The following is a 26,292-nucleotide window of genomic DNA, read 5'->3' as shown; positions in this document are numbered from 1 at the left end:
CGCCGCGATTTAATCGCCCCTAGATTGAACAAATTTCAATCCGCAAAGATCAACACGCCCTAATTTAAACGTATATATTTACATTGTTACCCAGTGTTGCAGTGACCGACTGAGCCGGTGATTGCGCACTTGTTGCTTGCGCAGCACCTTCAATAAGTGCAAGTGCTGCTGCGCCATCTACTAATTGCTGCTTTTTAGACAAAGCAGCAGTATAAACTTCACCACCTTGGCCAGAGCTAGACATAGCGGGTAGATTTCCACCTGATATATTCATCGTTATAAGCCTTAATCAACCTGACATTTAAATGTAATCCAAGTACTATATCGGCAATGCAGTACAAAGCTTTAGGAAAACCATGGATTCTATAATTGAACAACTCAACGCTAACTTAAAAATTGTTTATCGCCAAGCACTTGATGCCGACAAAAAACTAGATGAACTACAGCAACAAGGCCACGGTAAATTTAAAGCCTTATTCCCAGCCGATGCCGGATTTAGTTTTGAAGCTAAACGTTTTAAGCCATACGTACTTGATGTAGCAGCCGATGTAGAAAGCTTAAGCACTGATGGTTTTGATGAAGAAAAGCTTAAAAAAGCGGTTATTAAACTGCAACAGTTACTTACCCTGCTCGCTACGTTTAAATAATTGTTGTCAGTTGTCAGTTGTCAGTTGTCAGTTGTCAGTTAAATATTAAAAAACACCGCGTTAAATTTAGTAAACATCAAATACAAAAACGCCGATAAAGTTTATCGGCATTTGTATATTTATTTTGTAGCTGTATTTAACTTATATTAGATAAAACTTTTGAATTAAACCAATTAGTTACTAAGCGTTTTTCATAATAAAATGCTCTAGAGGTTGAGCGCTTAATTTTATCTAAATAGCCTCTATCTTTTAATAACACTTCTGAGGCGTGGTTCACAACTTCACCCTGCGGATTAGTTACCGTATAAGATAGCTTAATTTGTGGGTAATGAAATGGTTGAATTACTCTTGTTTTTTTAGCGCCAGAAAACTCGATAGCACCTGCTAAATCAAGATCTGCAACCTCTACATTTAATTTATATCCACTTGGTAATTTTTCAGCTAACTTCGCAAAATGCTTTTCAAAGTTAATAGTAATTTGCTTTTCAAAAGAAGCCGGTGATTGATTTGCTGCACGCACATCGCGGTAATTGTCAAAATCTTGCCATTTAACCGTAGACTCACCTGCTTGTGCAATACCAACAGAACTTAAACCCATTACTAAGGTTAGTAATTTTAAACTTTTCATAATCGTCTCCATGTGAACTATCAAAAGTCAACGCAAGTACAGCACATTCAATTTAAGTCAATAAACCTGAAAACTCACACTGATAACAGTAGTTTAAATTAGCAGCAAAAATTTTTAATGTAAAGTAGGTACATGTAAGGTTAATAATGTAGCTTGATTAAATAATAGCGGTTAGCGGTTAGCGGTTAGCGGTTAGCGGTTAGCGGTTAGCGGTTAGCGGTTAGCGGTTAGCGGTTAGCGGTTAGCGGTTAGCGGTTAGCCAGAATAAATTCCAAATACACCAGCAAGCAAGGCGCCTACAATAAATTTAGCCCCAGCGCTTATTTGGGTTGTAGACGTAGAGCTTGCTCACGTTAGAAGCGCAGCTTCTCATGGTTTTAAAAAATAATAACCAATGTAAAAGCGCTCCTTTTATACGCCAACAAGCTGCGCGTCTACTTGGCGATGATTGCAACTTCGTGATTTTAATCGAAGCAGTGAAGCCTGCTTACGCAACACTGCCTAATCTAAATTTGCTAAAATTTGCTCGCCAAACCACTCTGTGATTAAGCGTTTTTCATAAAAAAACGGCTCGTCGCGGCCCATTTTTATTTTATCCATAAAGCCCATGTCTTTCAGCTCTACGTCGTTTGCTTCACTTATTACACTACCATCGTTATCTACAAGCGAGTAATTGAGCTTAATACGCGGAAAATAAATAGGTTTTACTACGCGTATTTCATCCATACCGCCATAGCGTACATCGCCTGCTAAATCGATATCGGTTATTTCTAAATTTAGCTTATAACCTTTTGGCAACTGCTCGGCGAGTTTAGAAAAGTGTTTTTCGAACTGAGTAGCAATTTGTTTGTGGTACGACGCTTTGCCCTGGCTAGAAGCGCGCACATCGCGGTAGTCTTTAAAATTTTGCCACTTAACTACCGATTCTCCAGCGTGTGCAAATGCAGGTAATGTAATACACATTGCCATAGCGATTGATTTAACTGAATTCATAGCATTCTCCAAAGGGGCAGTACTAATTATTTAGACTTAGCCCAGAAATATAACTAATAATTTTAGCAGTGATTGATTAACTATAACTTAATACGACATTTAAACTACTTTATAAGTATTTTACTATATGACCCTCTCTTAATAATAAAAGTTACAGATAAAGCATGTAAATAGTAAGAATATATGGTGAAATTAAGATAATTGAAAAAGGTATCCACGGAGCATTCATGGCAATTTTAGTAACAGGCGGCGCAGGCTATATAGGCTCACACACCGTTTTAGAACTTTTACAACAAGGCAGCGAAGTTGTTGTTGTTGATAACTTAAGTAACGCATCAAAAGAGTCGCTTGCACGCGTAAAGCAAATCACAGGCAAAGAAGCCACATTTTACCAAGGCGACATTCTTGATAAAGTTTTTTTAGATGCCATTTTTGCAAGGCACACCATTGAGAGCGTAATTCATTTTGCGGGCTTAAAGTCGGTTGGTGAGTCGGTGGCTAAACCTGTTGAGTACTATCAAACAAACGTACAAGGTACGCTAACACTTGTAGATGCCATGCGTGATGCAGGCGTATTTAAACTCGTATTTAGCTCATCAGCAACCGTTTACGGCGACCCTGCAAGCTTACCGATTAAAGAAGACTTCCCGGTTGGTGGCACAACAAACCCGTATGGTACATCAAAACTGATGGTTGAGATGATGCTGCAAGATATTGCTAAATCAGATGAGCGTTTCGCATTTGCTATTTTGCGTTACTTTAACCCTGTGGGCGCACATGAGTCGGGATTAATTGGCGAAGATCCTAACGGTATACCAAATAACTTACTGCCATTTATTGCCCAAGTTGCAGTCGGTAAACTAAAGCAGCTTGCTGTATTTGGTGATGACTACGACACCATTGATGGCACAGGCGTGCGCGACTATATTCACGTTGTAGATTTAGCAATGGGGCACTTAAAAGCGCTTGATAAAATTGCCAACAATACCGGCGCACTGGTATATAACCTTGGCACAGGCAATGGTTACTCTGTACTGCAAATGGTTAACGCCTTTATAAAAGCCAGCGGCCAAGAGGTTCCTTATAAAGTATCGCCACGCCGCCCTGGCGATATTGCTGCATGTTACGCCGCGCCAGAAAAAGCCCTTAATGAGCTTGGCTGGGAAGCAGTGCGTGGAATAGATGCCATGATGGAAGACACATGGCGCTGGCAGTCAAATAACCCTAATGGTTATAAAAGTTAATAAAAAATACCTCATAGATTTTGCCTGTTTCGCAAGCAGGCAAATTACCTACAAGTAAATTTAACCATCGCGTAATTTTTGGTGTAGACGTAGAGCTTGCTCAGGGTGATGCAAAGCTTCTCATTGTTTTAAAAAGTAATAAACACTGTAAAAGCGCTGCTTTTAAACGCCAGCAAGCTGCGCGTCTACAACACCATATTCCTCAGCGTAAGCGTGAAGCTTGCCCACGCACGATATTGAAACATTTATACTTTTATACCAATGCGTCAGCAAGCAAGGCGCCTACAACGCCCCCTCTAAAACACAATTCTCCGCCTCTACTTTTACTTGGCATAGGCTTAATATTTGTAGGCTGTGTACTGTCATGGTATTTCACTATCAGCTATAATCGCGCCCATTGTAGCCGACTAAAAATGTGAACAAAAATGAAATTCCCCTGCCGCTTAGATAAATTTATTAGCCACCTAGCAGAGCTACCACGCTCAAAAGCACGCGCTGCAATTAAGCGCCAAGAAGTGCAAGTAAATGGGGAAACGGTTACCGCGTTCGATTTTCAGATAACCCTGCAAGATGAAGTAACATTTGCTGGTGAGCCTTTGGTATTTTTAGGCAAGCGCTACTTTATGCTACACAAACCTGTAGGCTATGTATGTGCAAATGTAGATGAGCTACACCCCACCGTATTTGATTTACTCGATGAGCCAAATATGGCCGACTTTCATGTAGCAGGTCGCCTAGATATAGACACCACCGGCTTAGTACTCATTACAAACGATGGCGATTGGTCGCACCGTATAACCTCGCCAAAGCACAACAAATTAAAAACCTACTTAGTAGAAACCCAAGAGCCTATAACCGAAGACGCATTAGAGCAACTACGTAACGGCGTACAACTTCACAACGAAAAAGGTCTCACTCGCCCAGCTAAAGCAGAAGCACTTGCCACCTACAGCTTACGTTTATCAATCAGTGAAGGTAAATATCACCAAGTTAAACGCATGTTAGCCTCAGTAGGCAACAAAGTGGTAGAGCTACACCGCGAGCAAATAGGTAATATTATACTGGATGAAAACTTAGCAAGTGGAGAGTATAGAGAGTTAAAAGAGGGAGAGGTTAAACTATAGAGCGGTCAGCGGTCAGCGGTCAGCGGTCAGCGGTCAGCGGTCAGCGGTCAGCGGTCATTTTTAATGTTGCGATTAAACTAGTCAACATTTTTGAAAGCGCTACTGTTTCATCAAGCCACTTTCGACCAACGGACTTATCTATATAACAAATATCTATTCCAATATAAATTTGCGTTCTTGCTTCAGCTATTGATGAGCGAGCGATATCTAAAAATCTAACTTTTTCTTTGTTGCTGTCTCTGGTCATCCCCTCGGCTATATTACTAGGAACAGACAAACCAGAGCGCGTTAATTGATCTCTAAACCCGTAATCTTTTATCGAGCTCGTTACTTTATATATATCAGCACTTAAACGAGCTGAACGTTTCCAAACTTCTAAGTTTTCAAAGTTCATGGATTTAATCCTAACTATTTACTTTTAGCTTAGAAGTAATTGAAGAAATAGAAACCCTAAACGCAATTAAAGCCTAAAACTGATAGCTGATAACTGATAACTGATAGCTGATAACTGATAACTGATAGCTGATAACTGATAACTAATAACTAATAACTAATAACTAACAGCTGATAACTAACAGCTGATAGCTGATAACTAACAGCTTATAGCTTATAACCCTCACTTTCCTTACGATTTTATCTGCACTAAATCAAAGTCAGCCATGCCAGGCACTATCGCTTGCAAGCGCGATTCGGTCACATCAAGTGCGTTTAAACATTCGCAATATTCTGAGGCTTTAAGCTCAAGTTGCTGGGCCTTTTTTTGTAGTGATTTATCTATTTCTTTAGAGATAATATTCATACGTTGGCCCATGTCGTTAATGCGGTCTTCAATATTACCTTCGCGTGATTTAAATGCATCACCAAGCGACATTAAAATAGCGCCTAACGAGCCATGTACGGCAGAATGTATTTGTTGGCTAATTTCTTTAGTGAAAAAGTCATCTATTTGCGAGAGCGACTGAGGAGCGATAAAAAAGAAGTCATCACCGCGCTTAAATTTATCCATAAGCGCCCGCTCTACGTACTGGAGCTGGGTTTTTAGTACCTCTGGCTCTTTATCAGACATCCCCTCAACCACATGTTCAATGGCGCTTAAACCTAAGTTAACCCCATCGGTGGCTAAGTTAACAAGCTCAGGCACGGTATGGCGAATACCATTACTAAATTGCTCAAGTACTTTGCTTTCTTCTGTGCTTAAATCAACCCAATAACCACGAATAAATAGCTGGTTATTATTATTAATTTGCACGCGGGTTTGGCCTTTATCAAGAATACGTATAACGTCGTCGGTAATTATTAAGCCATGACTCAACTCAACATCGCACTGCGACTGAGCTAAAACTGCAGAACTTGAAAGTGCTAAACACAACGCCAATATCGAACGAGATAACAACGCCATATACACCCCAACAAGCTAAAAAAGGAAGGCAGGTAGGTTAACAAAAAACCAACTTTATGCAAGAAAAATAGCTGTTAGCTGTTAGCTGTTAGCTGTTAGCTGTTAGCTGTTAGCTGTTAGCTGTTAGCTGTTAGCTGTTAGCTGTTAGCTGTTAGCTGTTAGCCAGAATAAATTATTAAGCATCGCGTTTACAATAAATACGGTTATATTTTATTCGTAGGCGTGAAACTTGCTCACGCAATTGAAATATCTATACTATGCAGCAAGACGCCTACAATAAATTTAGCTTCAGAGCTTATTTGGGCTGTAGACGTAGAGCTTGCTCACGTTAGAAGCGAAGCTTCTCATGGCTTTAAAATATAATAACCACTGTAAAAGCACTACCTTTAAACTCCAGAAAGCAAGGCGCCTACAACGCTACCATCTAAAGCGCAGCGTCTCTAAACCTCTTTGTGAATAAATTACTTAAAACCCTATTGCACAAAGAGAAGCAAAAGAGAAAACATGCAAGTAGCAGCGAGTTTTCCTCGCGTTTAGCCTTAACGCGGCATAAAGCCTAAGTGCGCCAGCAAGCAAGGCGCCTACAACGCTACCATCTAAAGCGCAGCGCCTCTAAACCTCTTTGTGAATAAATTACTTAAAACCCTATTGCACAAAGAGAAGCAAAAGAGAAAACATGCAAGTAGCAGCGAGTTTTCCTCGCGTTTAGCCTTAACGCGGCATAAAGCCGCGACTACAGCGTTCCCCTCTAAAGCGCAGCGCCTCTAAACCTCTTTGTGAATAAATTACTTAAAACCCTATTGCACAAAGAGAAGCAAAAGAGGAGTAAATAAAAAACATACATGTAGCAGCGAGTTTACCTCGCGTAAAACGTTTTGCATCAATATATATGCATAATAAATTACAAATATGCCACCAAACTGCGGCCTATAAAATAAAACTTAGCCTAAAGCTCATTTGGGCTACAAATAAGGCGCTTACTTAAAATAGCTGGTAATTATCTACATAGGGTGAGTCTTTCTCTTTCTTACTTAGTTATTTATTGCTAACCTCGCATTAACGTTTTTTACTTAAACAATTTTTTGCTAACGGAATAATTATGCTAAAAAAAATATCGCTACTTGTCGGGATGGCAATCAGTGCAAATGTAATGGCTAAAGGCGGGGTTTCACCATATTTACCTTTAAATCAAGTACCCGAGCTTGAGCACCAAGTACAACGCCTTTTAGCTGTAAGTAAAAATACGCACATAATGAGTAAGCCCTATAAAGCGCATGATATTTATAAAGTGCTGCAAACTGTTAGGCATACTTACCCTGAGTTATACCAAACACTTTCTTATCAGCTTAGCCCCTACATACAAAGTGATGCAGGCGCTTTTGCAAAGTTAACCATAGCCGCAGGTACAAAAGATAAAACACTGCCAAATCAGCGCGGGCAAACCACAAAAACTAACCTAATTGCTGAAGGCGGTGCTTATGCAAACTTTGGACGCCACTTTGGTGTTAGTGTTGCGGGTATAGCCAACGAAGACGAAATACTCCCAACGCAAAGCTTTATATACTTAGGGTATAAATACGCCCAACTAGATATTGGTTACCGTGAGCATTGGTACTCTCCCTTTGAAGACAGCGCTATGTTATTAAGCACACAAGCTAAAACTACACCTTCTATAACGCTTAGTAACGTAGAACCAATCACTAGCTTTAACATTAGATACGACATGTTTATTAGCCAAATGACAGAACAAAGCGGCATATTAAAAGAGGGTAAACAAACAGGTGTAGAAAGAGTTTACGAGCCAGGTAAACCGTATTTATTTGGTTTGCACACAAGCTTTGCAGCTACCGATAATTTAACTATAGGCCTAAGCCGCTTAATGCAATTTGGTGGCGGGCCACGTAGTGTAACACTAAAAGATTTTGCTGAAGGCTTTTTTAGCCCTGGCAGTAAAGACAACATAGGTAGAAAGGATGCCGATGAGCTTGGAGAAAACTACGAGCTAGGCGATCAACTAGGCTCTATAACATTTGAATACAACAACAGCCTATATTCACTTCCGTTTGAGCTATATGGAGAGGTTGCACTAGAAGATACCCTGGGTGGTTCACGCAATAACGCCTATAGCTTTGGTTTATATTTTCCCTTTATTGCAAACAACCACAGCTTACGCTTTGAACACAGTAATTGGCAAAAGCTTTGGTACGCAAATAGCATTTACAAAGATGGAAACCGTAATTCTGGTAATGTTATTGGCCACTGGGGTGGCGATGAACACAACTACACCGACTACACACCAGCTAAATCAATGAGTATAAATTGGCACTGGCAGTTAAGTTCTATAGAAACGTTCAATACCACTATTCGTTCGCTTAAAAATAAAAACAGCGGCTATAAAACAGGCTACGAGCTGCAAACAGCCTATACACGTAAGTTAAGCAAACCAATAATGGGCGCCCAAAGCTGGGGCGCAGAGCTCTATCAAGGTAAAGATGTATTTGGAGAAACCTTTGCAAGGTTAGCTGTATTCGCAAATTTTTAAAGTTTATTAAAGGCGCACCTTAAAGCTTTGCTTCTAAAAGCTTAAATTTAGCCTAAGTGCGCCAGCAAGCAAGCGCCTACAAAATAACAATATACTCCGAGCATAAAACCTATGTAGGCGTGAAGCTTGCTCACACAAAACATAATAACTTGGTACTAACCAAATATATACATCCACAAAAAAGCGCGGCATAAAGCCGCGACTACAGCGCTCCCCTCTAAAGCGCAGCGTCTCTTAACCTCTTAGTGAATAAGTTACTTAAAAGCCTATTGCACAAAGAGAAGAAAAAGAGGAGTAAATGAGAAAACATATAAGTAGCAGCGAGTTTTCCTCGCGTTTAGCCTTAACGCGGCATAAAGCCGCGACTACAACGTTACCCTCTAGAGCGCAGCGTCTCTTAACCTCTTTGTGAATAAGTTACTTAAAACCCTATTGCACAAAGAGAAGCAAAAGAGGAGTAAATGAGAAAACATATAAGTAGCAGCGAGTTTTCCTCGCGTTTAGCCTTAACGCGGCATAAAGCCGCTGCTACAGCGCTCCCCTCTAAAGCGCAGCGTCTCTTAACCTCTTAGTGAATAAGTTACTTAAAAGCCTATTGCACAAAGAGAAGAAAAAGAGGAGTAAATGAGAAAACATATAAGTAGCAGCGAGTTTTCCTCGCGTTTAGCCTTAACGCGGCATAAAGCCGCGACTACAGCGTTCCCCTCTATAGCGCAGCGCCTCTTAACCTCTTAGTGAATAAGTTACTTAAAACCCTATTGCACAAAGAGAAGCAAAAGAGGAGTATATGAGTAAGGCATTTAAGTAGTAGCGAGTTTTCCTCGCGTTTAGCCTTAACGCGGCATAAAGCCGCGACTACAGCGTTCCCCTCTAAAGCGCAGCGCCTCTTAACCTCTTAGTGAATAAGTTACTTAAAAGCCTATTGCACAAAGAGAAGCAAAAGAGGAGTAAATGAGAAAACATATAAGTAGCAGCGAGTTTTCCTCGCGTTTAAATTTATTATTTCAATGCTGTATAAAGCCTAATTGCGTCAGCAAGCAAGGCGCCTACAACGTTACCCTCTATAGCACAGCGTCTCTTAACCTCTTTGTGAATGAATGCTTTAAATTCTTTGTAGGCGTGAAGCTTGCTCACGCAGAGCACAATAGCTGGCTGTCAGCCAAAATACATACACCCACAAAAAAGCGCGGCAAATAGCCGCGCTTATAAATAATATAGATTCTACAATATTATAAATTTACAACATTATCAGATTGCGCAGCTGGCTCATCGTTAACTAACGACGTTAAGTATTGGCCAAAATCGTTACCAAGCTTAGTATCGCGCATTCCGTATTCTACAATTGCTTTTAAGTAGCCTAGCTTATCGCCACAGTCGTGCGAGCGGCCACTCATGTGAAACGCTTCAACGGTTTCTTTCTTCATTAGCTCATCAATAGAGTCGGTTAATTGTATTTCACCACCAGCACCTACTGGTGTTTTAGCAAGCAGTGGCCAAATGTTTTTGCTTAGTACATAACGCCCTACTACAGCAAGGTTTGAAGGCGCTTTATCAGCCTCTGGCTTTTCAACCATGGTTTTAATTGCCGCACTGTTGCCTGGCGTTAATTGCACGCCGTTTATATCAGCAATACCGTATTTACTTACATCTTCTTGTGCTACCGGCTCAAGCATAATTTGACTTGCTTTAGTTTCGTTAAAGCGTTTGATCATAGCTGCTAAGTTTTCAGTTTTTTGATCGGCTGTGTAAGCATCAAGTATCACATCTGGCAGCAGTACAATAAAATCGTTATCGCCCACAATTGGCTTTGCACACAAAATAGCGTGGCCTAGGCCTTTAGCTTCGCCTTGGCGTACACTCATAACTGTTACATCGGTAGGGCAAATAGAGCGTACTTCTTCAAGCAGAGCACGCTTAACGCGTTTTTCAAGCGTTGCTTCAAGCTCGTAGCTAGTATCAAAATGATTTTCTATAGCGTTTTTAGAGCTATGCGTTACCAGTACAATATCTTTAATACCGGCAGCTACACACTCACTTACTATGTATTGAATTAGGGGCTTATCTACAATTGGTAGCATTTCTTTAGGGATTGCTTTAGTCATAGGCAGCATACGCGTACCAAGGCCAGCAACAGGAATAACAGCTTTCATGGGTAGTCCTTTATTTATAAATTAATTATTTTTAACTTAGCAGGTTAAATGTAGATGGGGGCTGAATGAATGGGAAGCTGTCAGCTATCAGCTATCAGCTATCAGCTATCAGCTATCAGCTATCAGCTATCAGCTATCAGCTATCAGCTATCAGCTATCAGCTATCAGCTATCAGCTATCAGCTATCAGCTATCAGCTATCAGCTATCAGCTATCAGCTATCAGCTATCAGCTATCAAAGTGTAAATTAAACTATTTTTAAATAAACACTGCTTTTAAAAAAGCAGTGTTTATTTCGCTATAAAGCTTACTTATAAAAGTTTTTATACCATTTAATTAGCTCGCTAACGCCTTGTTTAACGTCTACTTGAGCTTTGTAGCCAGTCGCATTAAATAAATCTTGCGTGTCGGCATATGTTTTATAAACATCGCCTGCTTGCATTTCGCGGAAGTTTTTATTTGCCTCGGTACCTAGCTCGGTCTCAATTGCTTCAATAAACTTCATTAGGTTTATTGGGCTGCCGTGGCCAATATTATAAACAGCGTAAGGGGCAGAGCTTGTAGCAGGCGATCCGCTTTCTACTCGCCAATCTGGGTTTGCTGTAGGTATAACATCAGCAGCGCGTACAACACCTTCTACAATATCGTCTATGTAGGTAAAGTCACGCCACATATCACCATTGTTGTTTATATCAATGGTATCGCCGTCGAGTATTTTTTTAGTAAAAATATACGGTGCCATGTCTGGGCGACCCCACGGGCCATAAACCGTAAAAAAGCGCAGTCCAGTGGTCGGCAAGCTATATAAATGCGAATAGCTGTGTGCCATTAGCTCATTTGCTTTTTTGGTTGCCGCATAAAACGAAACAGGATGATCAACACTATCGGTTGTTTCAAACGGCGTTTTTTCGTTTAGGCCATAAACAGAACTTGATGATGCATAAACTAGGTGCTTAACATGGTTATGCCTACACCCTTCTAGCACATTTAAATGCCCTACAAGGTTAGAGTCGGCATAGGCATCTGGGTTTTCTATTGAATAGCGTACACCCGCTTGCGCAGCTAAATGTATTACTTTATCAAACTGCTCTACAGTAAATAACTCACTCATTGCTGCACGTTCGCTTATATCAAGCTTAATAAACGTAAAGTTATCGTGGTTTTCAAACTGCGCTAAACGTGCCAACTTTAAATTTACATCGTAATAATCGTTTAGATTATCTATACCAACAACTACATGGCCTGCAGCCAATAACTTTTGGCACGTTGCAGCACCAATAAAGCCCGCAGCACCTGTAACTAAATACTTCATAAAATTCCTAAGTTTGGTAAAGTTGAAAGATTAAAGGTGAAAGGTCAAAGTAAAAAGGTCAAAGTTCAAAGGTCAAAGGTCAAAGGTCAAAGGTCAAAGGTCAAAGTTCAAAGTAAAAAGGTCAAAGTTCAAAGTTCAAAGGTCAAAGTTCAAAGTAAAAAGATAACTACTCAAAAAAAGCCTAATCCCAAGTTTCAATAGTTTTCATTAAGGCAGATATCATTTTTGATAACTGCCTAGACTCTTCTATCCAGGTTTCTGCTGTTTTTGTATCAACCTCACCAATTTTTAAGGCAATATATAGCTGTGAACGAAGCTCACCACAGCTACCTTTAGAGTAAGAGAGAAAACGACAGTAGTCTTTAGCTGTTTTCCTTTCATACCCCTCTGCAATATTTGATGAAATTGATAATGCAGATCGTGTAATTTGATCTTTTAGCCCAAATTGCTTACTAGTCTTAAAATAAATAAAAACTTCACAAGCTAAGTCAGCAGAGCGTTGCCAAACGTTTAAGTTTTCAAATTGCACAACGCCCCCTAATATAAATTAACCTTCAGCCTTTAACCTTTAGCCTTTAACCTTGAGTCTTTAACCTTTAGCCTTCAGTCTTTAACCTTCAGTCTTTAACCTTCAGTCTTTAACCTTCAGCCTTTAACCTTCAGCCTTTAACCTTAAGCCTTCAACCTATAATCCAATCAATCACTACCAAATAAATCGCGTGTATATACTTTATCTGCAATGTCGCTAAGCTCTTCTACCATACGGTTAGAGACCACTACATCCGATATCTGCTTAAACTCATTTAAGTCTTTTATAACGCGCGAGTGATAAAACTCGTTTTCTTCAAGCACTGGCTCAAATACAACAACCTCAATACCCTTGGCTTTAATACGCTTCATTATGCCCTGAATGGCAGAGGCTCTAAAATTATCGGAACCTGTTTTCATTACTAAACGGTACACACCTACAATTTTAGGGCTGCGTTTAATAATTGAATCAGCAATAAAGTCTTTACGAGTGGTGTTTGCATCGACAATCGCGCCAATAATATTGTTTGGTACATCTTGGTAATTAGCACGTAGTTGCTTGGTGTCTTTTGGTAAGCAGTAGCCACCGTAACCAAACGACGGGTTGTTATAGTGGCTGCCAATACGCGGGTCTAGGCCTACGCCTTGTATAATTTGCTTGCTATTTAAGCCGTGTGCTTCTGCGTAGCTATCTAACTCATTAAAATAAGCAACACGCATTGCAAGATAAGTGTTAGAAAATAACTTAATAGCTTCAGCTTCTGTTGAGTCGGTAAATAGCACGTCAACATCTTGCTTAATTGCACCTTGCTTAAGTAAGTTAGCAAAAATAGTTGCGCGCTCGCTTTGCTCACCTACAACAATACGTGATGGGTGTAAGTTATCGTAAAGGGCTTTGCCTTCACGTAAAAATTCAGGGGAAAATATTAAATTTTCAGCGTTAAGTTGCTTTTTAATATCGGCCGTAAAGCCTACCGGAATTGTCGACTTAATCACCATAACCGCGTTAGGGTTATGCGCCATAGCGTCTTTAATTACAGCTTCAACCGAGCTGGTATTAAAATAGTTTGTTTCAACATCGTAGTCGGTTGGCGTTGCTATAATTACGTAGTCAGCATCTTTATAAGCGGCTACTTTGTCGGTAGTGGCTGTAAAGTTTAAGTCGTCACGCGTTAAAAACTCACTTATTTCGGTATCAACAATAGGTGACTGTTTATTGTTTAATAATGCTATTTTTTGCTCATCTATATCAAGTGCAACCACTTCATTATGTTGCGATAAAAGCATAGCGTTCGAAAGGCCTACATAGCCTGTACCTACCACGGCAATTTTCATGTTAATCCTTTAAGGTTTAGTTAGTAATTAATAGGTGTGATTTTATCAGAGTTGTATGGCATTAGGTATTATATTTAAGCTTGCTCTTATTTACCGGCCGAATATTGCTTTTCAGGCAGGTCTAACTTGCGTCTAAAAAAGTTAATAATTTTGCAGTAGTTAATTAAAATAACTAAGTAAATTGCAAACATAACTATAAAGCTGTAAAACATTAAAAATTCAGGGATAGCAAATCAAACTCCCCAAAAAAATGAAAACAGTTCATAAGTAAAATTTTCCATTAACTAAAATAGGAAAATTTACGATGAGAAAAAGCAAGTTCACCGAAACTCAATTTGACGTCAGCGTCGCATTTGCTTGTGAAGCGGTAGGGCTAAGCCGCTCAATTTTTTATTACAAATATAAACGGCCATCAGATGATGAAGTTATCGACACACTTCTTGCACTGGTAGAGCGCCATCAAAGGTGTGGCCTACCGAAGCTATTCAAAAGGCTTCGCAATAAAGGTAAGTCGTGGAATAAGAAGCGTGTTGAACGAGTTAACAACATGCTAAAGCTTAACTTGAGACGAAAGGGTAAGCGCCGTGTTCCAACAAGAACACCTGAGCCATTAAGTGCTCCAACACAACATAATGAATCTTGGTCAATGGATTTTATGAGTGATGCATTAAGCTACGGTCATCGATTTAGAACATTAAATGTACTCGATGCCTTCAATCGACAAGCATTAGCCATTGAAGTTGATACCAGTTTAACGGCTGAGAGAGTGATTAGGACACTAAAACATATTATTGCTTAGCGTGGTAAACCAAAGCAATTTAGAGTAGATAACGGCCCTGAGTTTACTTCCACTGCGCTTGAAACTTAAGCTATGGGAAGCAATGTCAAACTGGAGTTTATAAAACCTGGTAGACCTTATCAAAATGGTTTTGTAGAAAGGTTTAACCGAAGTTACCGTGAAGAAGTGCTAGATTTATACTTGTTTGAGTCACTACAAGAAGTACGAGAAATCACTGATGAGTGGTTAGATATTTATAATTATGAACGGCCTCAATGACTCACTTAGTGATGAACTGGTTTAATTGAGCCGGACACTTTAATAATGGACAATGTCCTAATATTGAGGTGTTAAATGACAAGACGTAAAAATAAATCTTATACAACTGAATTTAAGCAAGAAGCAGTCGCTCTGGTAACAGAACAAGGCTATTCAGTTTCAGAGGCCGCAGCCTCTTTAGGGGTTACCACCAAACTTATTTATAATTGGAAAGCTAAATTCGAAGAGCAACAAACTGGTAATTCGCTCAATGAAGATGAGCGCGCAGAGTTAAAACGCCTGAGAAAAGAAAACAAAGATCTCAAAATGGAGAAAGAGATCTTAAAAAAGCCAGCGCCTTCTTTGCGAGAGAAATGAAGTAAAGTATCAGTTCATCAAAGAAAATAGCCAAGCTTTTCGCGTTATAAAACTATGCTCAGCTATGAAGGTGAGTCGCTCAAGTTATTACGCATGGCTGGCGCGTCCAGCAAAGCTTATAACGGCCAAAGGGCTGCATTATCGTAGAGCCAAAGCGCTGTTTAAACGCAGCAGAGAAAGCTTAGACTACCGTGAGCTATGTAAGAACTTACGCAAAGAAGGTTTTAAAATAACGCGCTACAAAACTCGAAAGTTAATGGAGAAGCTCAATTTAGTGGTTAAACAGCGAGTAGCTTATAAAGTAACAACTAAGCGTAAACACTCTGATGCAGTTGCAGATAATTTGCTTAACCAAAACTTTAATCCGGTAGCACCCAACCAGATTTGGGCTGGCGATGTGACATACCTGAAAACTGGCGAAGGCTGGATGTACCTTGCTGTTGTAATGAATTTATATTCTCGTCGAATTGTTGGCTGGCATATTGATAAACGTATGACGACTGATTTAGTAATGAAAGCCATGATTAGGGCTTATAACCTAAGAAAACCAACCAAAGGCTTGGTATTTCATTCTGATAGAGGGTCTCAGTATACGAGTAAGCGATATCGCAACCTATTAAAGCAGTTTGGTATGCGAGCAAGCATGGGTGATGTGGGGGCTTGTTGGGATAACGCTGTTGTTGAAAGGTTCTTTGGCAGCTTGAAACATTATTGGTTGTTAAAAGTGGCTCAGCCAACTCGTAAACACATGAAAAATGATGTTACTGAATATATGAAATATTACAATCTGGAAAGGCTGCACTCAGCTAATAATGATCAGTCACCAGTAAGGTATGAAAACTCTTTAAGAAAAGTGTCCGGCTGGAGTTGACCAGAACATATGTTGGAGCTTTTATAAGACTTCTTACAAGGGTCTTAATACTTTATCTGGGTTAAAAAGAGAAATATAGTAGATGAATCATAATTGAGTTAAACCAGTAGAATCTACCTAAGTCCTCACTACCTTAAAGCTCCTTTAATAATCTGCTTAGTAAATTCAAAAAATGTTAAGGAGCCCCTGTACTGAGACTTCTTTTTAAATGCAAATATTAAAGATAATACGACCCCTCCCACCTTGCCGAAGACACGAGTAAACATAGCACCTTTTGCAATAACTTTATTGTGCGAACTAAAAAAATCGGAGCCACTCGAAACAGGTGGGTGTTCACAAAAAGCTATAGGAAAAAACCTTACCTTACCTCCCAAACTTATAATATCGTTGCAAAAAACAAATTCCTCACCAGAAGGGTATTCTGCCCCCAGGCCAAACCTCTCATCAAAATGCAGCTTGTTTTTCTCAATAAAATCCGAACAAACAAGCATTTCAACACTACTAACTTTAGAACAATCTAACCGAGAGTATGTTCTTTGCTTTGCAGGGTAATTTTTAAAATAACCATTTATTGTTTTGACCATTCCAACTACACATACAAGCTTTTCATGAGATGCAATAGCTGACACTTTCAACAAAGAATCTATGTCGATACTTATGTCATCATCGCATATATAAAAATATGTATCATTATTTGATTTACTCAAAGCCAAAGTGATAGCATTATTCCTATTTTTAGAAAGGCCATAACCTTCCATAAAGCTATAGTTACAGTTCTTACCAAATATTGATATTAGAGCCTCCTCATAGTGTCTTATTTCTTTATTCCTATAGCCTTGGCAAGATATAAAATAAGTTACCTCAGGGTTTTGTGGATAGTTTTTTTCATTTAATAAATCTATGCGGTCATAGATGGTAGATATTAGAATACTAACCATTAGACACACCAATTTTTAACCTGTATGAGGCCACTGAAATTACCAAGATAAAGAATAGAAAGATAATGTTTATGTATATTGAGAGGCCATTCATTGCAACTAATAAAGAAACAAAAGCGGGTAGCATAAATTTGTACTCATTCACAGAGGATAATCGGATGCATATTAATAAAGTTGTTAATAAAGGAATTAAAAATAGAGTAATCCCTATAAAGCCCAACTCTAATAAGACTTCAACGAAAGTATTATGGGCAAATTTTGATATTCCAAAATGATGTTCCATTATAGTTCTAAAAGAGAATATGCCATAGCCCCAAATAGGTTTATCCTGTAATAAAACAAATGCGTCAGTCCAAATTTGAAACCTCCCCCCCCCTTCTTCTAGTCCACTTAACCTTTTTTCTATAAATAACTCATATGAGTCTGGGTAGATAAGTGCCAAAGCAAATATAATAAATAGCGCTCCAATTACAATCATTATAAATTTTAATTTTTCAAATTTATTAACCATAAAAAAGATAACCATAAAGCCTACTAATAAAGCGGCTATCCCTCCTCTCGAAAGAGTTAAGACTAAACATAAAAAAGCAGTATAGAAGAAAAGCTTAGAAAATTTTTCTTTCGAAAAATAAAACATAAAAGAAAAAAGCAAAAGAGTTAATGCACAAATATTAGGATCATTATTAATACCTATCATTCGAGGGATTGATTTTTCAATAGTGACACCATAAAAATCTGAATGTTCCATGTAAATACTCATGTTCAACAATCCTAAAACATACCACAACACGCTAAGCACTATGTATATAACCCCAGTGTGATACAACAGTCTTGCAAAATTCTTATTTGAGTTCATTAACACAGTTCTAATTATGAGAAATGTCGTAAGGACTAAAATTAAACCTAAAGTAAACCTGAAACTTAACTCCTGATCCACTGAATAGAAAAATGATAGTAAACAAAAAAAATAAAAAGGAATAAAAGAGAGCTCTATCAGATTTAACCTGATTGGCCTCACTCTAGTATAAACCGTTAAAATGAAAACAAAGGGGAGTAAAAAGTATATAGGTGTCATTCTAAACCCCACGTCAATGCTATAACGGTTAATTAACATACAACACAGTAATAGTGGTAAGAAACTCCCCCCTAAAAAAGTACCTTTAAAGTTAGCTAACATCAATAAGCAACCTATTTATTCTTTCATAGACCGCATTAATAGGTGGCCAACCTTTCCACCCTTCTTTTAATATATTATGCATATTTACTTTTACCCCTGTATTATCCATTAAAATTTCACTACTAGAATAAAGCGAGACAACATTCAGGTTGTTGCTAAATAAAATAGAAATGAGTTCAAATGGGACTTTAGAATCAATTAGTTCTAAATTATATTTATTTACTAAATAAACGTAATCAACTGCCTCTTCAGATGGGTGGATTTTGATTGCTATTCTACTAAACCCTAAAGATATAAGCCTTTTTATAAGGACCTCATAAATACCAAGTTTGTCTGCCTTTTTATAAACCCCAGCACCGTCTAAATTCTGAGTCAAAATCAAAAGTTCGGTATCAGTTACAACTTTTAATTTAAAAAACTTTTTAAGAAATGTAGTATTAGCAGGCTCTCTTAAATAGTTTTGAAAATTAAATACTCTAGCTTTAAACCTAATATGTTTAGGTAAATCTTCAACCCTACCATGAGTAAGTAACATCTGAGCAATCTGTGTATGTTCACCGTAAGCATATTTTATAGGGTGCTTAAACTGGAGTAACCTCAAAATTATTTTTAATGGATGCCTTTCTTTTTTATATGAGTAATTTGCCAATCCATCGTCAAACAATGTAACAGACCTATGAGACTTAAAAATTTTACTCAGAAACACCTGATCGTGAAAAATAAATAATTCATCTGAAATCGGTAAAAATGACTTTAATTTTTCATGGATAAGACCTATCCCACTTTTACCTATATAAAGGTTTCTAGAGAGTATGTTATTCTTACCGAGTAAATTATCTGAGTTAATAAGAGAAACAACCTTCCCCTCTGATAAGTATATGATTTCAATATCAAAAAAAACAGATGAAAGTATACTCTCATCGAACATGGTCTTTTTCAAATTTTGATGCTCAAAGTTAATGACTATTTTAGTTTTTACCAACTTGCTTTGGGCTGCATGAAGCAAGCTTATTAATAGATGTCTAACGGTTTGACATATGTATAAATTCAAAACAAAAAACCTTATCGAGAAGAGAGCATTTTTTTACCACCGAAGTGAAAAGTAAGTAAACAGTTCAAAGCAGAAGCACAAACTAAAGATAAGAGGAAATAATTGATACTTTGTGAGACGCTTAGGCTAACAATAATACTGTAAATCAATATACTAACTAAATTTATTTTTAAAACATCCCCTGTTTTTTTTTCCGCTTGGAATTGAATAACAAAGAAACCGTTAATACCTTGAAAAAGAAATATAAGAGGCAGCATTGAAAATTTATGTATTTCTGAAAACTCCTCACCAAGAATGATTACTCCGAAATACTCAATAACTACCGCTGTAAATAAACTACTAAAGAGAAGAGTTAAACAGAAAAACAAAAATACGTTTCTAATTTTATTTGACTCTTGATTAATAGCAAACCTAAGTACAGTAGGACCTACAGCTTTTGTGAGCGCAGTTGAAAGAACCATTACTATTGAAGCCAATTGGTATGAAGCTGCATATAAACCAACGATTGTAACCGAATACGAAATACCAAGTAAAAATCGATCTAAGCCAGTCCTGACATTGTTCAAAATTATACCAGGGAGTAAAGGCAAACCATATTTTATCGGGTAAATAAATATTGCGGGCTTAACCCTCCCCTTGAATTTTTGAGTTTTAAGTTCCCTACTAGAAAATAAGCAACCATGTAAGAAGCTGTTTACAGCATGCCCGAGCATTAACTCATAAATACTCAAGTTGAAATAATAAACACCTATAATACTGAAGGCTAAATACACGATTGAGCGTAGTACATTACTTGTTACATATTTTTTTGATTGCTTCTTATACTGTTTTGCACTGAGAAAAAGCGCGAACATTGAAGACCCAGCACCACCTAAAATAGAGATAGAAATAGTTAATAACAGACCACTTTGTAACAACCAAAATTCAACGGATACAATAGCCAACATAATCATAAAAAAACAACACAGAAACAAACTGTTTGCGTAATATAGGTATTGATATGTTCGCTGTGACCTAATGAAACTCAGGGCCAAATATGGTAATAACCAACCAGTCATCAAGCTTTGAGTAATAAATACTAGTAGAATATAAGTAGTGTAAAAATACGTTCCATCTGCTCCATATTGCCTAGCAACAATAGGTAATAGTAAAAAAGGAGTTAGCTTAGAAAATAACTCACCAAAAAGATAAATTACTACATCTTTTTTAAGGTTCATTAGATTGACTTAACTAGTTTAGCTGGGCAGCCTGCTACAACAGTATTATCCGGAACGTTTTTTGTCACTATACTACCTGCTGCTACGACCGAATTCTCACCAACCTCGACCCCCGGTAGAATTATTGAGTTGGCTCCAATCCAACAGCCTTTTTTAATGGTTACTGGTATTACTTCACCATGACCTTGGAAAAATATTGGGCGCTCAACGTCTCTAAACTCATGATTAGAAACATAAACATGCACTCCAGAACCAATTAATGCATAATCCTCAATAACTATTTGTACTTTCTCAGAATTAGGTGAGGCAAATAACATGGTTTGAGGACGGATAATAACATTTTTACCTATAGAAATTTTTTCTGATTCTATAGCATATGCCCCAGGTCTAAAAAAACTTCCCTCTCCGAATGAGTGAAACTTTTTTTTACAAAGCCATCTTCCTAAGCGCCTTGAATGAAGAAGAAAATGAGTCAGAGGTATATCAGGGCCTAACCGGTCACATTTCATCCAAAAAATAAATTTATTTAACATTATAGTGAAAACCCATCATCAACTACGATATTTTGGCCTGTAATAAATTTAGAATCATCAGACAATAAAAAAACTACTGCTCCTAGAACATCATCAACATTCAACATCCCTTCACCATGAGTATTTTTTTTATATGCAGACAGGAAACTCTCTGGTTGATTATCAAAGATACCACCGGGACTGACACTGTTTATTCTAAAGCGACTATCGTTGACATACTTTACTGTATATTTTGACATATGCAGTATCGCTGACTTTATTGCTGCATATTCAACGGGCATTGTCATTGTTGTATTATCATACACCTCAAATTTGGGAGCTATCACGCCGTAAATAGATGATATATTAACTAATGAAAAAGGCTTTTCATGCTCCTTAAAGTACTTTGCACATTGCTGAGTAAATAAAAAAGCGCTGCCTAAATGTAAAGCTAGATTTTCATTAAAACTCTCTAGCTCAACGTCAAAAAAATGGGCACCATACGATTTATTTCTTGGGTAAGTACAATTAACTGCAGCATCTAAACAATTATACTTAGCAAAAAGCGAAGCAACGCTTTCAGCGTCAGTAATATCTAAACTTTCAAAAGCAACTTGTTCTAACTCTACGCCAGATTGCAATAACTTTTCGCTTAATGTTTTAATACAAACATCGGCCGCAATTATCTTAGCACCTAATCTTTGAGATGCTTTAACAACATTAGCCCCAAGTAAGCCACCGGCACCTACAATTAATATTGTTTTATTTTTAAGAGTCATTACTTAATCCTTTCTTCAAAATAGCCTCAGCTAACAAAAAGTCATAGATATCATCTATGTCTACCGCTCTTTCTTTTGGTACTTCAATGCTAGTTACATTCCCTGAGAATAAACCATAATTATGCATTATAAAACTTGGTGATGCTGCATAAACAACCGTAGTAATATCATAAACTTTAGGCGCATCCTGCCTGCGCTCAACTGAACTTTCTGGCTCATTCACTAGTTCAAAAAAACCATTTTTAGATTGTTTAACCATATTAAAAAATGGACTTCGACTAGCTTCAACAACTGAAATACAAATATCTGCTTTTGTTTCAACCCGCTTTAAAATAGCTGCTTCAACATCATATAAATTTCTGAGAGGGCTTGTCGCGGGAAGGCTTATGAAACTATCAAATTCCCCATGCAGTTGCTTTACATGTTCAATAGCATGCCTCCAAGCTAACCATTCAGGGCTTTTATCTGTAGCTAACTCATTCGGACGAAATATAACTCCAGCACCAGCGTCTGCAGCAATTTTAGCTATTTCACTATCATCTGTTGAAACAAAAACTTTATCTATTGAGGTACTGGATTTTGCTATATCAATTGAGTATTCAATGAGGGGCTTACCTAATAGTGGCTTAATATTTTTACCTGGTAAACCTTTTGAGCCACCTCGGGCAAAAATAAATGCAAAGTTTTTCATACCTAACTCCCTATTCCGAACTTGGTTTTAATATCCGTTATTAGTTCTACAACTGATAAGGCAGATTCAATACTTGAAAAGCTATCCGATTTATTTTTATTATTGAAATCGCTCAGCATGTTTAGGTACATTTTATTCCTATCCCACAACTCATCAGAAAATAAAACAGATTCACCCGTTTCATCAGACCAAACGACTTGATTTTTGATTAGATCCCAAACTAAGGCACCTCTATTAGAAATAATTTTACACTTTCTAGACGCTTGCCTTTGTAGAAAATCTAGATGCAAGCTAACTACGCAACCAGACTGTGATGTAGCCAATATATCAGCTACATCTTCAACATCTATTCCTAGTCCACCAGTATTTCGAATAAGAGCATGCTCTATTTCTAACCTACCAAATAACCACTGAGCATAGTCAATGTCATGACTTAATTCGAAAAGTACTCCACCACCCAAACTATGAACAGCAGACACACTTTTTTTGTAGTCGCAATTAGGCCTCCAATCAGGAAGGTATTGCCCTATCTCAATATTTGCATTAATAACTCTACCGGCACGGCCAGATTCAATAAATTTTTTTACGAACAAAGCTGATGATAAATACTTCAAGCAATAGCCTACACCGGCATTTACTTGGTATTTGCTTTTAGCTTTTATTATTAATTTTGCATCTTCTACGCTAGTGGTTACTGGTTTTTCTATTAAAACGGGTATACCTGCTTCAATCAAAGGAATTGCATGTAAAGAATGAAACGGTGCTGGTGAGGCAATAATCGCCATCTCAACAGTGTAATCAATTATGTTTTGTATATCTGAAACAATATAATCAGCATTACATATCATTTCACCAGGAAGTCGTCCACTTGCAGACATAGCAATAACTTCCGCTTCAGGGAACATTTTCTTGATGTTACGTCTATGCCTTTTTGCGATATTTCCTAGCCCAATCACAGCTACTCGCATCATTTATTAAAACCTAACTCATGGATATCTACTTGTGCTTTTTTAAAGTCATCATGACGACCTACATCCAACCAATACTCATGAATTGGAAATTTTAATGTTTTAAGCCCTTGTGCTTGCTTGATTTCAAATAAACTTGGCATGTCTAATCGTTCATTTTTTGAAAGCGAATTAATAATATGATTAGACACTATATAAATACCTGCATTGACAAAGTACCGGTATGTTGGCTTTTCTACCATGCCTGTAATTTCATGCCCTTCACCTTCAATTACTCCAAAAGGAATTTTAACCTCATAGTCACGCACACACATGGTGGCATCGCTAGCCTGCTTAACATGAAAGTCTAGCACTTTAGAAAAATCGACATTCGTTAAAATATCACCATTAATCATAATTAATGGCTCTTTTGGTAAATCATCTGGGAGTAGTGAGAGCGCACCACCCGTGCCAAGTGGTGTTTCTTCATGCACATACGTAATTTCAACGTCAAAATTATCGCCGTTACCAAAGTAATCCATGATTACCTCTGGCAAATAGTGGGTAGAAATATAAAACTTATAAAACCCATGGTTTTTAAAATTATTAATTAGCGTTTCAAGCATGGGCTTACCACCTACTTTTAACATAGGCTTAGGGCAATTGTCAGTTAGAGGCTTTAAACGAGTGCCAAATCCCCCCGCCATTATAAATACAGGATTTTCACGTTTTTCAATGACAAGGGTATCGTATAATGTTTTAAGCCCGACGAGTTGATCATCATCATTAACTATAGGGAGTGATAATATTTTACGTGACTGCATTAGGGCTTTTAAATCGGAACTACTTGATGAAACGTTTGCACTTACGGGGTTAGTATTCATTACTTCGCTTACTGATGCAGAAAGCTCTATTCCTTGTAATATTCCTCTACGTACATCGCCGTCGGTTACCATGCCAACTAATTTATTTTTATCAACTACTAAAGCAACCCTTAAGGCCTCTTTATCAATAACTCTTAATGCTTCTTTTATTGAAGTTGAAGGCTCTATTACTACTTTTTGCCAGTTAATTGTCATCCGTTTCACCTAAATTTTTAATTACTGAACGCGCACCATAAACAATAGAGTTTGATGGGATTGATTTAGTTATATTCGCACCCACTCCTATTATGGTGTTTTCACCAATCGTAATGTTATTGATAACATTAACACCGGTCGCAATGTGAGTGTTGCCTTCAATTATAACCTGACCACTTAAAGTTGACCCTGGAGCTAAATGACAATGTGCGCCAATATTACAATCATGATCTACGGAAGCTGAAGTATTTATTATTGTATTCTCCGCTATTACAGTGCCAATATTCACTACGCAATTATTCATTACCTGTGCACCACTCCCTATACTTGAGTAGTCGGATATTTCAGCAGAATCTGCAATGATGGTTGCAAATGTATACCCTAACCCAGAAAAACGTGTATAAATTTTTTTTCTTAGCGTTTGTCGCGGCATTGCACCAATGCCATTGACAAGTAGAACCTGGTCTACTGAAAATTTTAATACATCATCATCACTTAAATATTGCGGCACAGAATCAAAAATTTTAAGCCCCGTAGTAATTTCAGGTGCCACAACACCTATTATAGTTTTTTTTTGCTTAATTAATATTTCGGCAAGTGCCGCTGCATGCCCGCCACCGCCTATAATTAAATACCTAGGGTTACTCATCTATTAAGTCACCAGCCGCATAGCTTTTTACACTTGGTTTATTTAAATAATTCCAGTATTTTAAAGGGCTTAAACCATTACCTGGCCGCTTCACTACAAGGTTTTCTTTACTAAACAGTTCACCAGCGGTGATAGTGTTTGCAGCTACAAGACTTTTACGCGCTACGCTTTTGTTTTTTACTTCCGATGGACGCGGCCCCTTGATACCATCTCCTAGTACCTTTTCAACAGTGCGAATTCCATCAACCATTTCTTTTAATTCGATAGGATCAAGAGAGGCTTTGTGATCTGGGCCTGGCAATGCTTTATCAACTGTAAAATGCTTTTCAATTAAAACAGCCCCTTTAGCGACAGCAGCAATAGGTACTACAATTCCGGCACTATGATCTGAGTAACCTACTTCTAGCTTAAAGGCATCTTTCATTGTGTCCATGGCATATAAATTAATATCATTAAATGGTGCTGGGTATTCGGTAGTACAATGTAAAAGTGTAACCTTCTCTTTTAGTAATTGTTTACCCTGCTCAGAAAAATATGCAGCTTGTAATGCTTCATCTGTTGGATTACCTTCTGGGTTCATATAACCAAAGGCTATGACTGATAGTACTTGCTCTATCTCTGAAAGAGTTGCCATTCCAGTTGATACGATTAAATCGCAGCCGGTTCTAGCATGTTCAAGTACTAATGGTGCGTTTGTAATTTCACCCGATGGTAACTTAAGGCGAGTTATTCCCAAATCATCAACTAAAAACGAAAGGCTTTCAGAATCGAACGCTGTAGATAAAAACTCAATGCCTAAATCATTACAATATTTAACTAGCTTGTGATGCGTTTCGTAGCTTAGCTCTAATCGCTTTAGCATTGAGTACTGAGACTCTTTTTGACCACTGTTAGTAATTTGGTACTCTGCTTGCTCCGCATCTTCAGTCACTAAGTTTTTAGCTTTAAATGTTTGAAATTTAACTATATCGGCACCAGCTTGGTGAGCTGCGTCAACAAGTGAAAAAGCTAAATCGTCACTGCCATTATGATTAACACCAGCTTCTGCAATAATTAATGTCATAGA

At 37.9% G+C, this 26,292-nt stretch carries 28 protein-coding genes; 8 read left to right on the top strand and 20 right to left on the bottom strand.

Translation table 11 applies throughout. The features are described from left to right. Positions 1–64 precede the first annotated feature (64 nt). Positions 65–274: a hypothetical protein gene (locus QUE46_RS02465; protein WP_286246073.1), complete on the bottom strand. Its 210-nt coding sequence runs from the start codon at positions 272–274 to the stop codon at positions 65–67. Between the two features lie 82 nt (positions 275–356). On the opposite strand from QUE46_RS02465, the gene QUE46_RS02460 reads away from it, so the two are divergent. Then, complete coding sequence (locus QUE46_RS02460; protein ID WP_055016947.1) at positions 357–647, top strand: hypothetical protein; 291 nt, start codon at positions 357–359, stop codon at positions 645–647. 136 nt (positions 648–783) lie between these two features. On the opposite strand, the gene QUE46_RS02455 is transcribed toward QUE46_RS02460, so the two are convergent. Together QUE46_RS02455 and QUE46_RS02450 are read right to left on the bottom strand one after the other, a co-directional pair. Then, on the bottom strand, positions 784–1,275 hold the full coding sequence (locus QUE46_RS02455) for a DUF3016 domain-containing protein (RefSeq protein ID WP_286246072.1): 492 nt from the start codon (positions 1,273–1,275) through the stop codon (positions 784–786). Positions 1,276–1,776: 501 nt separating this feature from the next. Next, positions 1,777–2,268, bottom strand: coding sequence for a DUF3016 domain-containing protein (locus QUE46_RS02450; protein ID WP_286246071.1), 492 nt, complete (start codon positions 2,266–2,268; stop codon positions 1,777–1,779). A 227-nt stretch (positions 2,269–2,495) separates the two neighbouring features. Here QUE46_RS02450 and galE point away from each other — a divergent pair, with 227 nt between their 5' ends. Both galE and rsuA read left to right on the top strand, forming a co-directional pair. Further along, on the top strand, positions 2,496–3,512 hold the full coding sequence (gene galE / locus QUE46_RS02445; protein WP_286246070.1) for a UDP-glucose 4-epimerase GalE: 1,017 nt from the start codon (positions 2,496–2,498) through the stop codon (positions 3,510–3,512). A 425-nt stretch (positions 3,513–3,937) separates the two neighbouring features. Continuing rightward, on the top strand, positions 3,938–4,636 hold the full coding sequence (rsuA, locus tag QUE46_RS02440) for a 16S rRNA pseudouridine(516) synthase RsuA (RefSeq protein WP_286246069.1): 699 nt from the start codon (positions 3,938–3,940) through the stop codon (positions 4,634–4,636). A gap of 40 nt (positions 4,637–4,676) precedes the next feature. Here the strand turns inward: rsuA and QUE46_RS02435 are convergent, their stop codons facing one another. Beyond that, positions 4,677–5,030: a four helix bundle protein gene (locus QUE46_RS02435; RefSeq protein ID WP_286246068.1), complete on the bottom strand. Its 354-nt coding sequence runs from the start codon at positions 5,028–5,030 to the stop codon at positions 4,677–4,679. A gap of 231 nt (positions 5,031–5,261) precedes the next feature. Beyond that, complete coding sequence (locus QUE46_RS02430) at positions 5,262–6,035, bottom strand: YggN family protein (RefSeq protein ID WP_055018931.1); 774 nt, start codon at positions 6,033–6,035, stop codon at positions 5,262–5,264. 1,099 nt (positions 6,036–7,134) lie between these two features. Between QUE46_RS02430 and QUE46_RS02425 the strand changes: the two genes are divergently transcribed. Continuing rightward, positions 7,135–8,577, top strand: coding sequence for a capsule assembly Wzi family protein (locus tag QUE46_RS02425; protein WP_286246067.1), 1,443 nt, complete (start codon positions 7,135–7,137; stop codon positions 8,575–8,577). 1,229 nt (positions 8,578–9,806) lie between these two features. Here the strand turns inward: QUE46_RS02425 and galU are convergent. Then, on the bottom strand, positions 9,807–10,727 hold the full coding sequence (gene galU, locus QUE46_RS02420) for a UTP--glucose-1-phosphate uridylyltransferase GalU (RefSeq protein ID WP_286246066.1): 921 nt from the start codon (positions 10,725–10,727) through the stop codon (positions 9,807–9,809). Between the two features lie 65 nt (positions 10,728–10,792). Between galU and QUE46_RS02415 the strand changes: the two genes are divergently transcribed. Then, complete coding sequence (locus tag QUE46_RS02415; RefSeq protein ID WP_286246065.1) at positions 10,793–10,972, top strand: hypothetical protein; 180 nt, start codon at positions 10,793–10,795, stop codon at positions 10,970–10,972. 61 nt (positions 10,973–11,033) lie between these two features. On the opposite strand, the gene QUE46_RS02410 is transcribed toward QUE46_RS02415, so the two are convergent. The 3 genes from QUE46_RS02410 to QUE46_RS02400 all read right to left on the bottom strand — a co-directional run bounded on the left by QUE46_RS02410 (position 11,034) and on the right by QUE46_RS02400 (position 13,901). Next, positions 11,034–12,038: an NAD-dependent epimerase gene (locus QUE46_RS02410; protein WP_286246064.1), complete on the bottom strand. Its 1,005-nt coding sequence runs from the start codon at positions 12,036–12,038 to the stop codon at positions 11,034–11,036. A gap of 181 nt (positions 12,039–12,219) precedes the next feature. Then, a complete protein-coding gene (locus QUE46_RS02405) occupies positions 12,220–12,567 on the bottom strand; it encodes a four helix bundle protein (RefSeq protein ID WP_286246063.1) in 348 nt (115 codons plus the stop codon). Positions 12,568–12,734: 167 nt separating this feature from the next. Next, entirely contained in the window at positions 12,735–13,901 is a 1,167-nt protein-coding gene (locus tag QUE46_RS02400) for a nucleotide sugar dehydrogenase (RefSeq protein ID WP_286246062.1), read from the bottom strand. 304 nt (positions 13,902–14,205) lie between these two features. Between QUE46_RS02400 and QUE46_RS02395 the strand changes: the two genes are divergently transcribed. From QUE46_RS02395 to QUE46_RS02390, 3 genes are all read left to right on the top strand, one after another. Next, positions 14,206–14,700: an IS3 family transposase gene (locus QUE46_RS02395; RefSeq protein ID WP_286246061.1), complete on the top strand. Its 495-nt coding sequence runs from the start codon at positions 14,206–14,208 to the stop codon at positions 14,698–14,700. A 72-nt stretch (positions 14,701–14,772) separates the two neighbouring features. Further along, complete coding sequence (locus QUE46_RS20280; RefSeq protein ID WP_374761390.1) at positions 14,773–14,958, top strand: transposase; 186 nt, start codon at positions 14,773–14,775, stop codon at positions 14,956–14,958. A gap of 75 nt (positions 14,959–15,033) precedes the next feature. Further along, positions 15,034–16,186, top strand: a protein-coding gene (locus tag QUE46_RS02390; protein WP_286246060.1) for an IS3 family transposase whose coding sequence is annotated in 2 segments (ribosomal slippage) — positions 15,034–15,290 and positions 15,289–16,186 — 1,155 coding nt in all. Because the reading frame shifts where the segments join, the coding sequence is not laid out codon by codon here. Positions 16,187–16,314: 128 nt separating this feature from the next. On the opposite strand, the gene QUE46_RS02385 is transcribed toward QUE46_RS02390, so the two are convergent. From QUE46_RS02385 to neuB, 11 genes are all read right to left on the bottom strand, one after another. Continuing rightward, positions 16,315–17,124: a hypothetical protein gene (locus tag QUE46_RS02385; protein ID WP_286246059.1), complete on the bottom strand. Its 810-nt coding sequence runs from the start codon at positions 17,122–17,124 to the stop codon at positions 16,315–16,317. Further along, positions 17,117–17,872 (bottom strand): O-antigen ligase, encoded by a 756-nt coding sequence (locus QUE46_RS02380; RefSeq protein ID WP_286246058.1) that lies wholly within the window; start codon positions 17,870–17,872, stop codon positions 17,117–17,119. The genes QUE46_RS02385 and QUE46_RS02380 overlap by 8 nt, the downstream gene beginning before the upstream one ends. A 418-nt stretch (positions 17,873–18,290) precedes the next feature. Next, positions 18,291–19,352, bottom strand: a complete 1,062-nt coding sequence (locus QUE46_RS02375) for a glycosyltransferase family 52 (RefSeq protein WP_286246057.1) — start codon at positions 19,350–19,352, stop codon at positions 18,291–18,293. Between the two features lie 11 nt (positions 19,353–19,363). Next, positions 19,364–20,569, bottom strand: coding sequence for an oligosaccharide flippase family protein (locus QUE46_RS02370; protein ID WP_286246056.1), 1,206 nt, complete (start codon positions 20,567–20,569; stop codon positions 19,364–19,366). Next, positions 20,569–21,102: a DapH/DapD/GlmU-related protein gene (locus QUE46_RS02365; protein WP_286246055.1), complete on the bottom strand. Its 534-nt coding sequence runs from the start codon at positions 21,100–21,102 to the stop codon at positions 20,569–20,571. Before QUE46_RS02365 ends, QUE46_RS02370 begins: the two co-directional genes overlap by 1 nt. Beyond that, entirely contained in the window at positions 21,102–21,860 is a 759-nt protein-coding gene (locus QUE46_RS02360; protein ID WP_286246054.1) for an oxidoreductase, read from the bottom strand. The genes QUE46_RS02365 and QUE46_RS02360 overlap by 1 nt, the downstream gene beginning before the upstream one ends. Beyond that, entirely contained in the window at positions 21,850–22,551 is a 702-nt protein-coding gene (locus QUE46_RS02355; RefSeq protein WP_286246053.1) for a cytidylyltransferase domain-containing protein, read from the bottom strand. The genes QUE46_RS02360 and QUE46_RS02355 overlap by 11 nt, the downstream gene beginning before the upstream one ends. Before the next feature lie 2 nt (positions 22,552–22,553). Further along, entirely contained in the window at positions 22,554–23,522 is a 969-nt protein-coding gene (locus QUE46_RS02350) for a Gfo/Idh/MocA family protein (RefSeq protein ID WP_286246052.1), read from the bottom strand. Continuing rightward, entirely contained in the window at positions 23,519–24,577 is a 1,059-nt protein-coding gene (locus QUE46_RS02345; RefSeq protein ID WP_286246051.1) for a nucleotidyltransferase family protein, read from the bottom strand. The genes QUE46_RS02350 and QUE46_RS02345 overlap by 4 nt, the downstream gene beginning before the upstream one ends. Further along, entirely contained in the window at positions 24,567–25,226 is a 660-nt protein-coding gene (locus QUE46_RS02340) for a NeuD/PglB/VioB family sugar acetyltransferase (RefSeq protein ID WP_286246050.1), read from the bottom strand. Before QUE46_RS02340 ends, QUE46_RS02345 begins: the two co-directional genes overlap by 11 nt. Next, the gene (gene neuB, locus QUE46_RS02335) at positions 25,219–26,289 is read right to left on the bottom strand and encodes an N-acetylneuraminate synthase (protein ID WP_286246049.1); all 1,071 of its coding nucleotides are present in this window, start codon (positions 26,287–26,289) and stop codon (positions 25,219–25,221) included. The genes QUE46_RS02340 and neuB overlap by 8 nt, the downstream gene beginning before the upstream one ends. Positions 26,290–26,292: the final 3 nt, after the last annotated feature.

The organism is Pseudoalteromonas sp. MM1, assembly GCF_030296835.1.
Classification (GTDB): domain Bacteria; phylum Pseudomonadota; class Gammaproteobacteria; order Enterobacterales; family Alteromonadaceae; genus Pseudoalteromonas.
The sequence above is the reverse complement of the archived record's forward strand: the minus strand, read 5'-3'. Positions and strand labels throughout refer to the sequence as shown.

Excerpts from the sequence above, each read along its gene's own strand:
- QUE46_RS02465 (WP_286246073.1), bottom strand. The coding sequence starts at position 274 with ATGAATATATCAGGTGGAAATCTACCCGCTATGTCTAGCTCTGGCCAA.
- QUE46_RS02460 (WP_055016947.1), top strand. The coding sequence starts at position 357 with ATGGATTCTATAATTGAACAACTCAACGCTAACTTAAAAATTGTTTAT.
- QUE46_RS02455 (WP_286246072.1), bottom strand. The coding sequence starts at position 1,275 with ATGAAAAGTTTAAAATTACTAACCTTAGTAATGGGTTTAAGTTCTGTT.
- QUE46_RS02450 (WP_286246071.1), bottom strand. The coding sequence starts at position 2,268 with ATGAATTCAGTTAAATCAATCGCTATGGCAATGTGTATTACATTACCT.
- galE (WP_286246070.1), top strand. The coding sequence starts at position 2,496 with ATGGCAATTTTAGTAACAGGCGGCGCAGGCTATATAGGCTCACACACC.
- rsuA (WP_286246069.1), top strand. The coding sequence starts at position 3,938 with ATGAAATTCCCCTGCCGCTTAGATAAATTTATTAGCCACCTAGCAGAG.
- QUE46_RS02435 (WP_286246068.1), bottom strand. The coding sequence starts at position 5,030 with ATGAACTTTGAAAACTTAGAAGTTTGGAAACGTTCAGCTCGTTTAAGT.
- QUE46_RS02430 (WP_055018931.1), bottom strand. The coding sequence starts at position 6,035 with ATGGCGTTGTTATCTCGTTCGATATTGGCGTTGTGTTTAGCACTTTCA.
- QUE46_RS02425 (WP_286246067.1), top strand. The coding sequence starts at position 7,135 with ATGCTAAAAAAAATATCGCTACTTGTCGGGATGGCAATCAGTGCAAAT.
- galU (WP_286246066.1), bottom strand. The coding sequence starts at position 10,727 with ATGAAAGCTGTTATTCCTGTTGCTGGCCTTGGTACGCGTATGCTGCCT.
- QUE46_RS02415 (WP_286246065.1), top strand. The coding sequence starts at position 10,793 with ATGAATGGGAAGCTGTCAGCTATCAGCTATCAGCTATCAGCTATCAGC.
- QUE46_RS02410 (WP_286246064.1), bottom strand. The coding sequence starts at position 12,038 with ATGAAGTATTTAGTTACAGGTGCTGCGGGCTTTATTGGTGCTGCAACG.
- QUE46_RS02400 (WP_286246062.1), bottom strand. The coding sequence starts at position 13,901 with ATGAAAATTGCCGTGGTAGGTACAGGCTATGTAGGCCTTTCGAACGCT.
- QUE46_RS02395 (WP_286246061.1), top strand. The coding sequence starts at position 14,206 with ATGAGAAAAAGCAAGTTCACCGAAACTCAATTTGACGTCAGCGTCGCA.
- QUE46_RS20280 (WP_374761390.1), top strand. The coding sequence starts at position 14,773 with ATGGGAAGCAATGTCAAACTGGAGTTTATAAAACCTGGTAGACCTTAT.
- QUE46_RS02385 (WP_286246059.1), bottom strand. The coding sequence starts at position 17,124 with ATGGTTAGTATTCTAATATCTACCATCTATGACCGCATAGATTTATTA.
- QUE46_RS02380 (WP_286246058.1), bottom strand. The coding sequence starts at position 17,872 with ATGGAACATTCAGATTTTTATGGTGTCACTATTGAAAAATCAATCCCT.
- QUE46_RS02370 (WP_286246056.1), bottom strand. The coding sequence starts at position 20,569 with ATGAACCTTAAAAAAGATGTAGTAATTTATCTTTTTGGTGAGTTATTT.
- QUE46_RS02365 (WP_286246055.1), bottom strand. The coding sequence starts at position 21,102 with ATGTTAAATAAATTTATTTTTTGGATGAAATGTGACCGGTTAGGCCCT.
- QUE46_RS02360 (WP_286246054.1), bottom strand. The coding sequence starts at position 21,860 with ATGACTCTTAAAAATAAAACAATATTAATTGTAGGTGCCGGTGGCTTA.
- QUE46_RS02355 (WP_286246053.1), bottom strand. The coding sequence starts at position 22,551 with ATGAAAAACTTTGCATTTATTTTTGCCCGAGGTGGCTCAAAAGGTTTA.
- QUE46_RS02350 (WP_286246052.1), bottom strand. The coding sequence starts at position 23,522 with ATGATGCGAGTAGCTGTGATTGGGCTAGGAAATATCGCAAAAAGGCAT.
- QUE46_RS02345 (WP_286246051.1), bottom strand. The coding sequence starts at position 24,577 with ATGACAATTAACTGGCAAAAAGTAGTAATAGAGCCTTCAACTTCAATA.
- QUE46_RS02340 (WP_286246050.1), bottom strand. The coding sequence starts at position 25,226 with ATGAGTAACCCTAGGTATTTAATTATAGGCGGTGGCGGGCATGCAGCG.
- neuB (WP_286246049.1), bottom strand. The coding sequence starts at position 26,289 with ATGACATTAATTATTGCAGAAGCTGGTGTTAATCATAATGGCAGTGAC.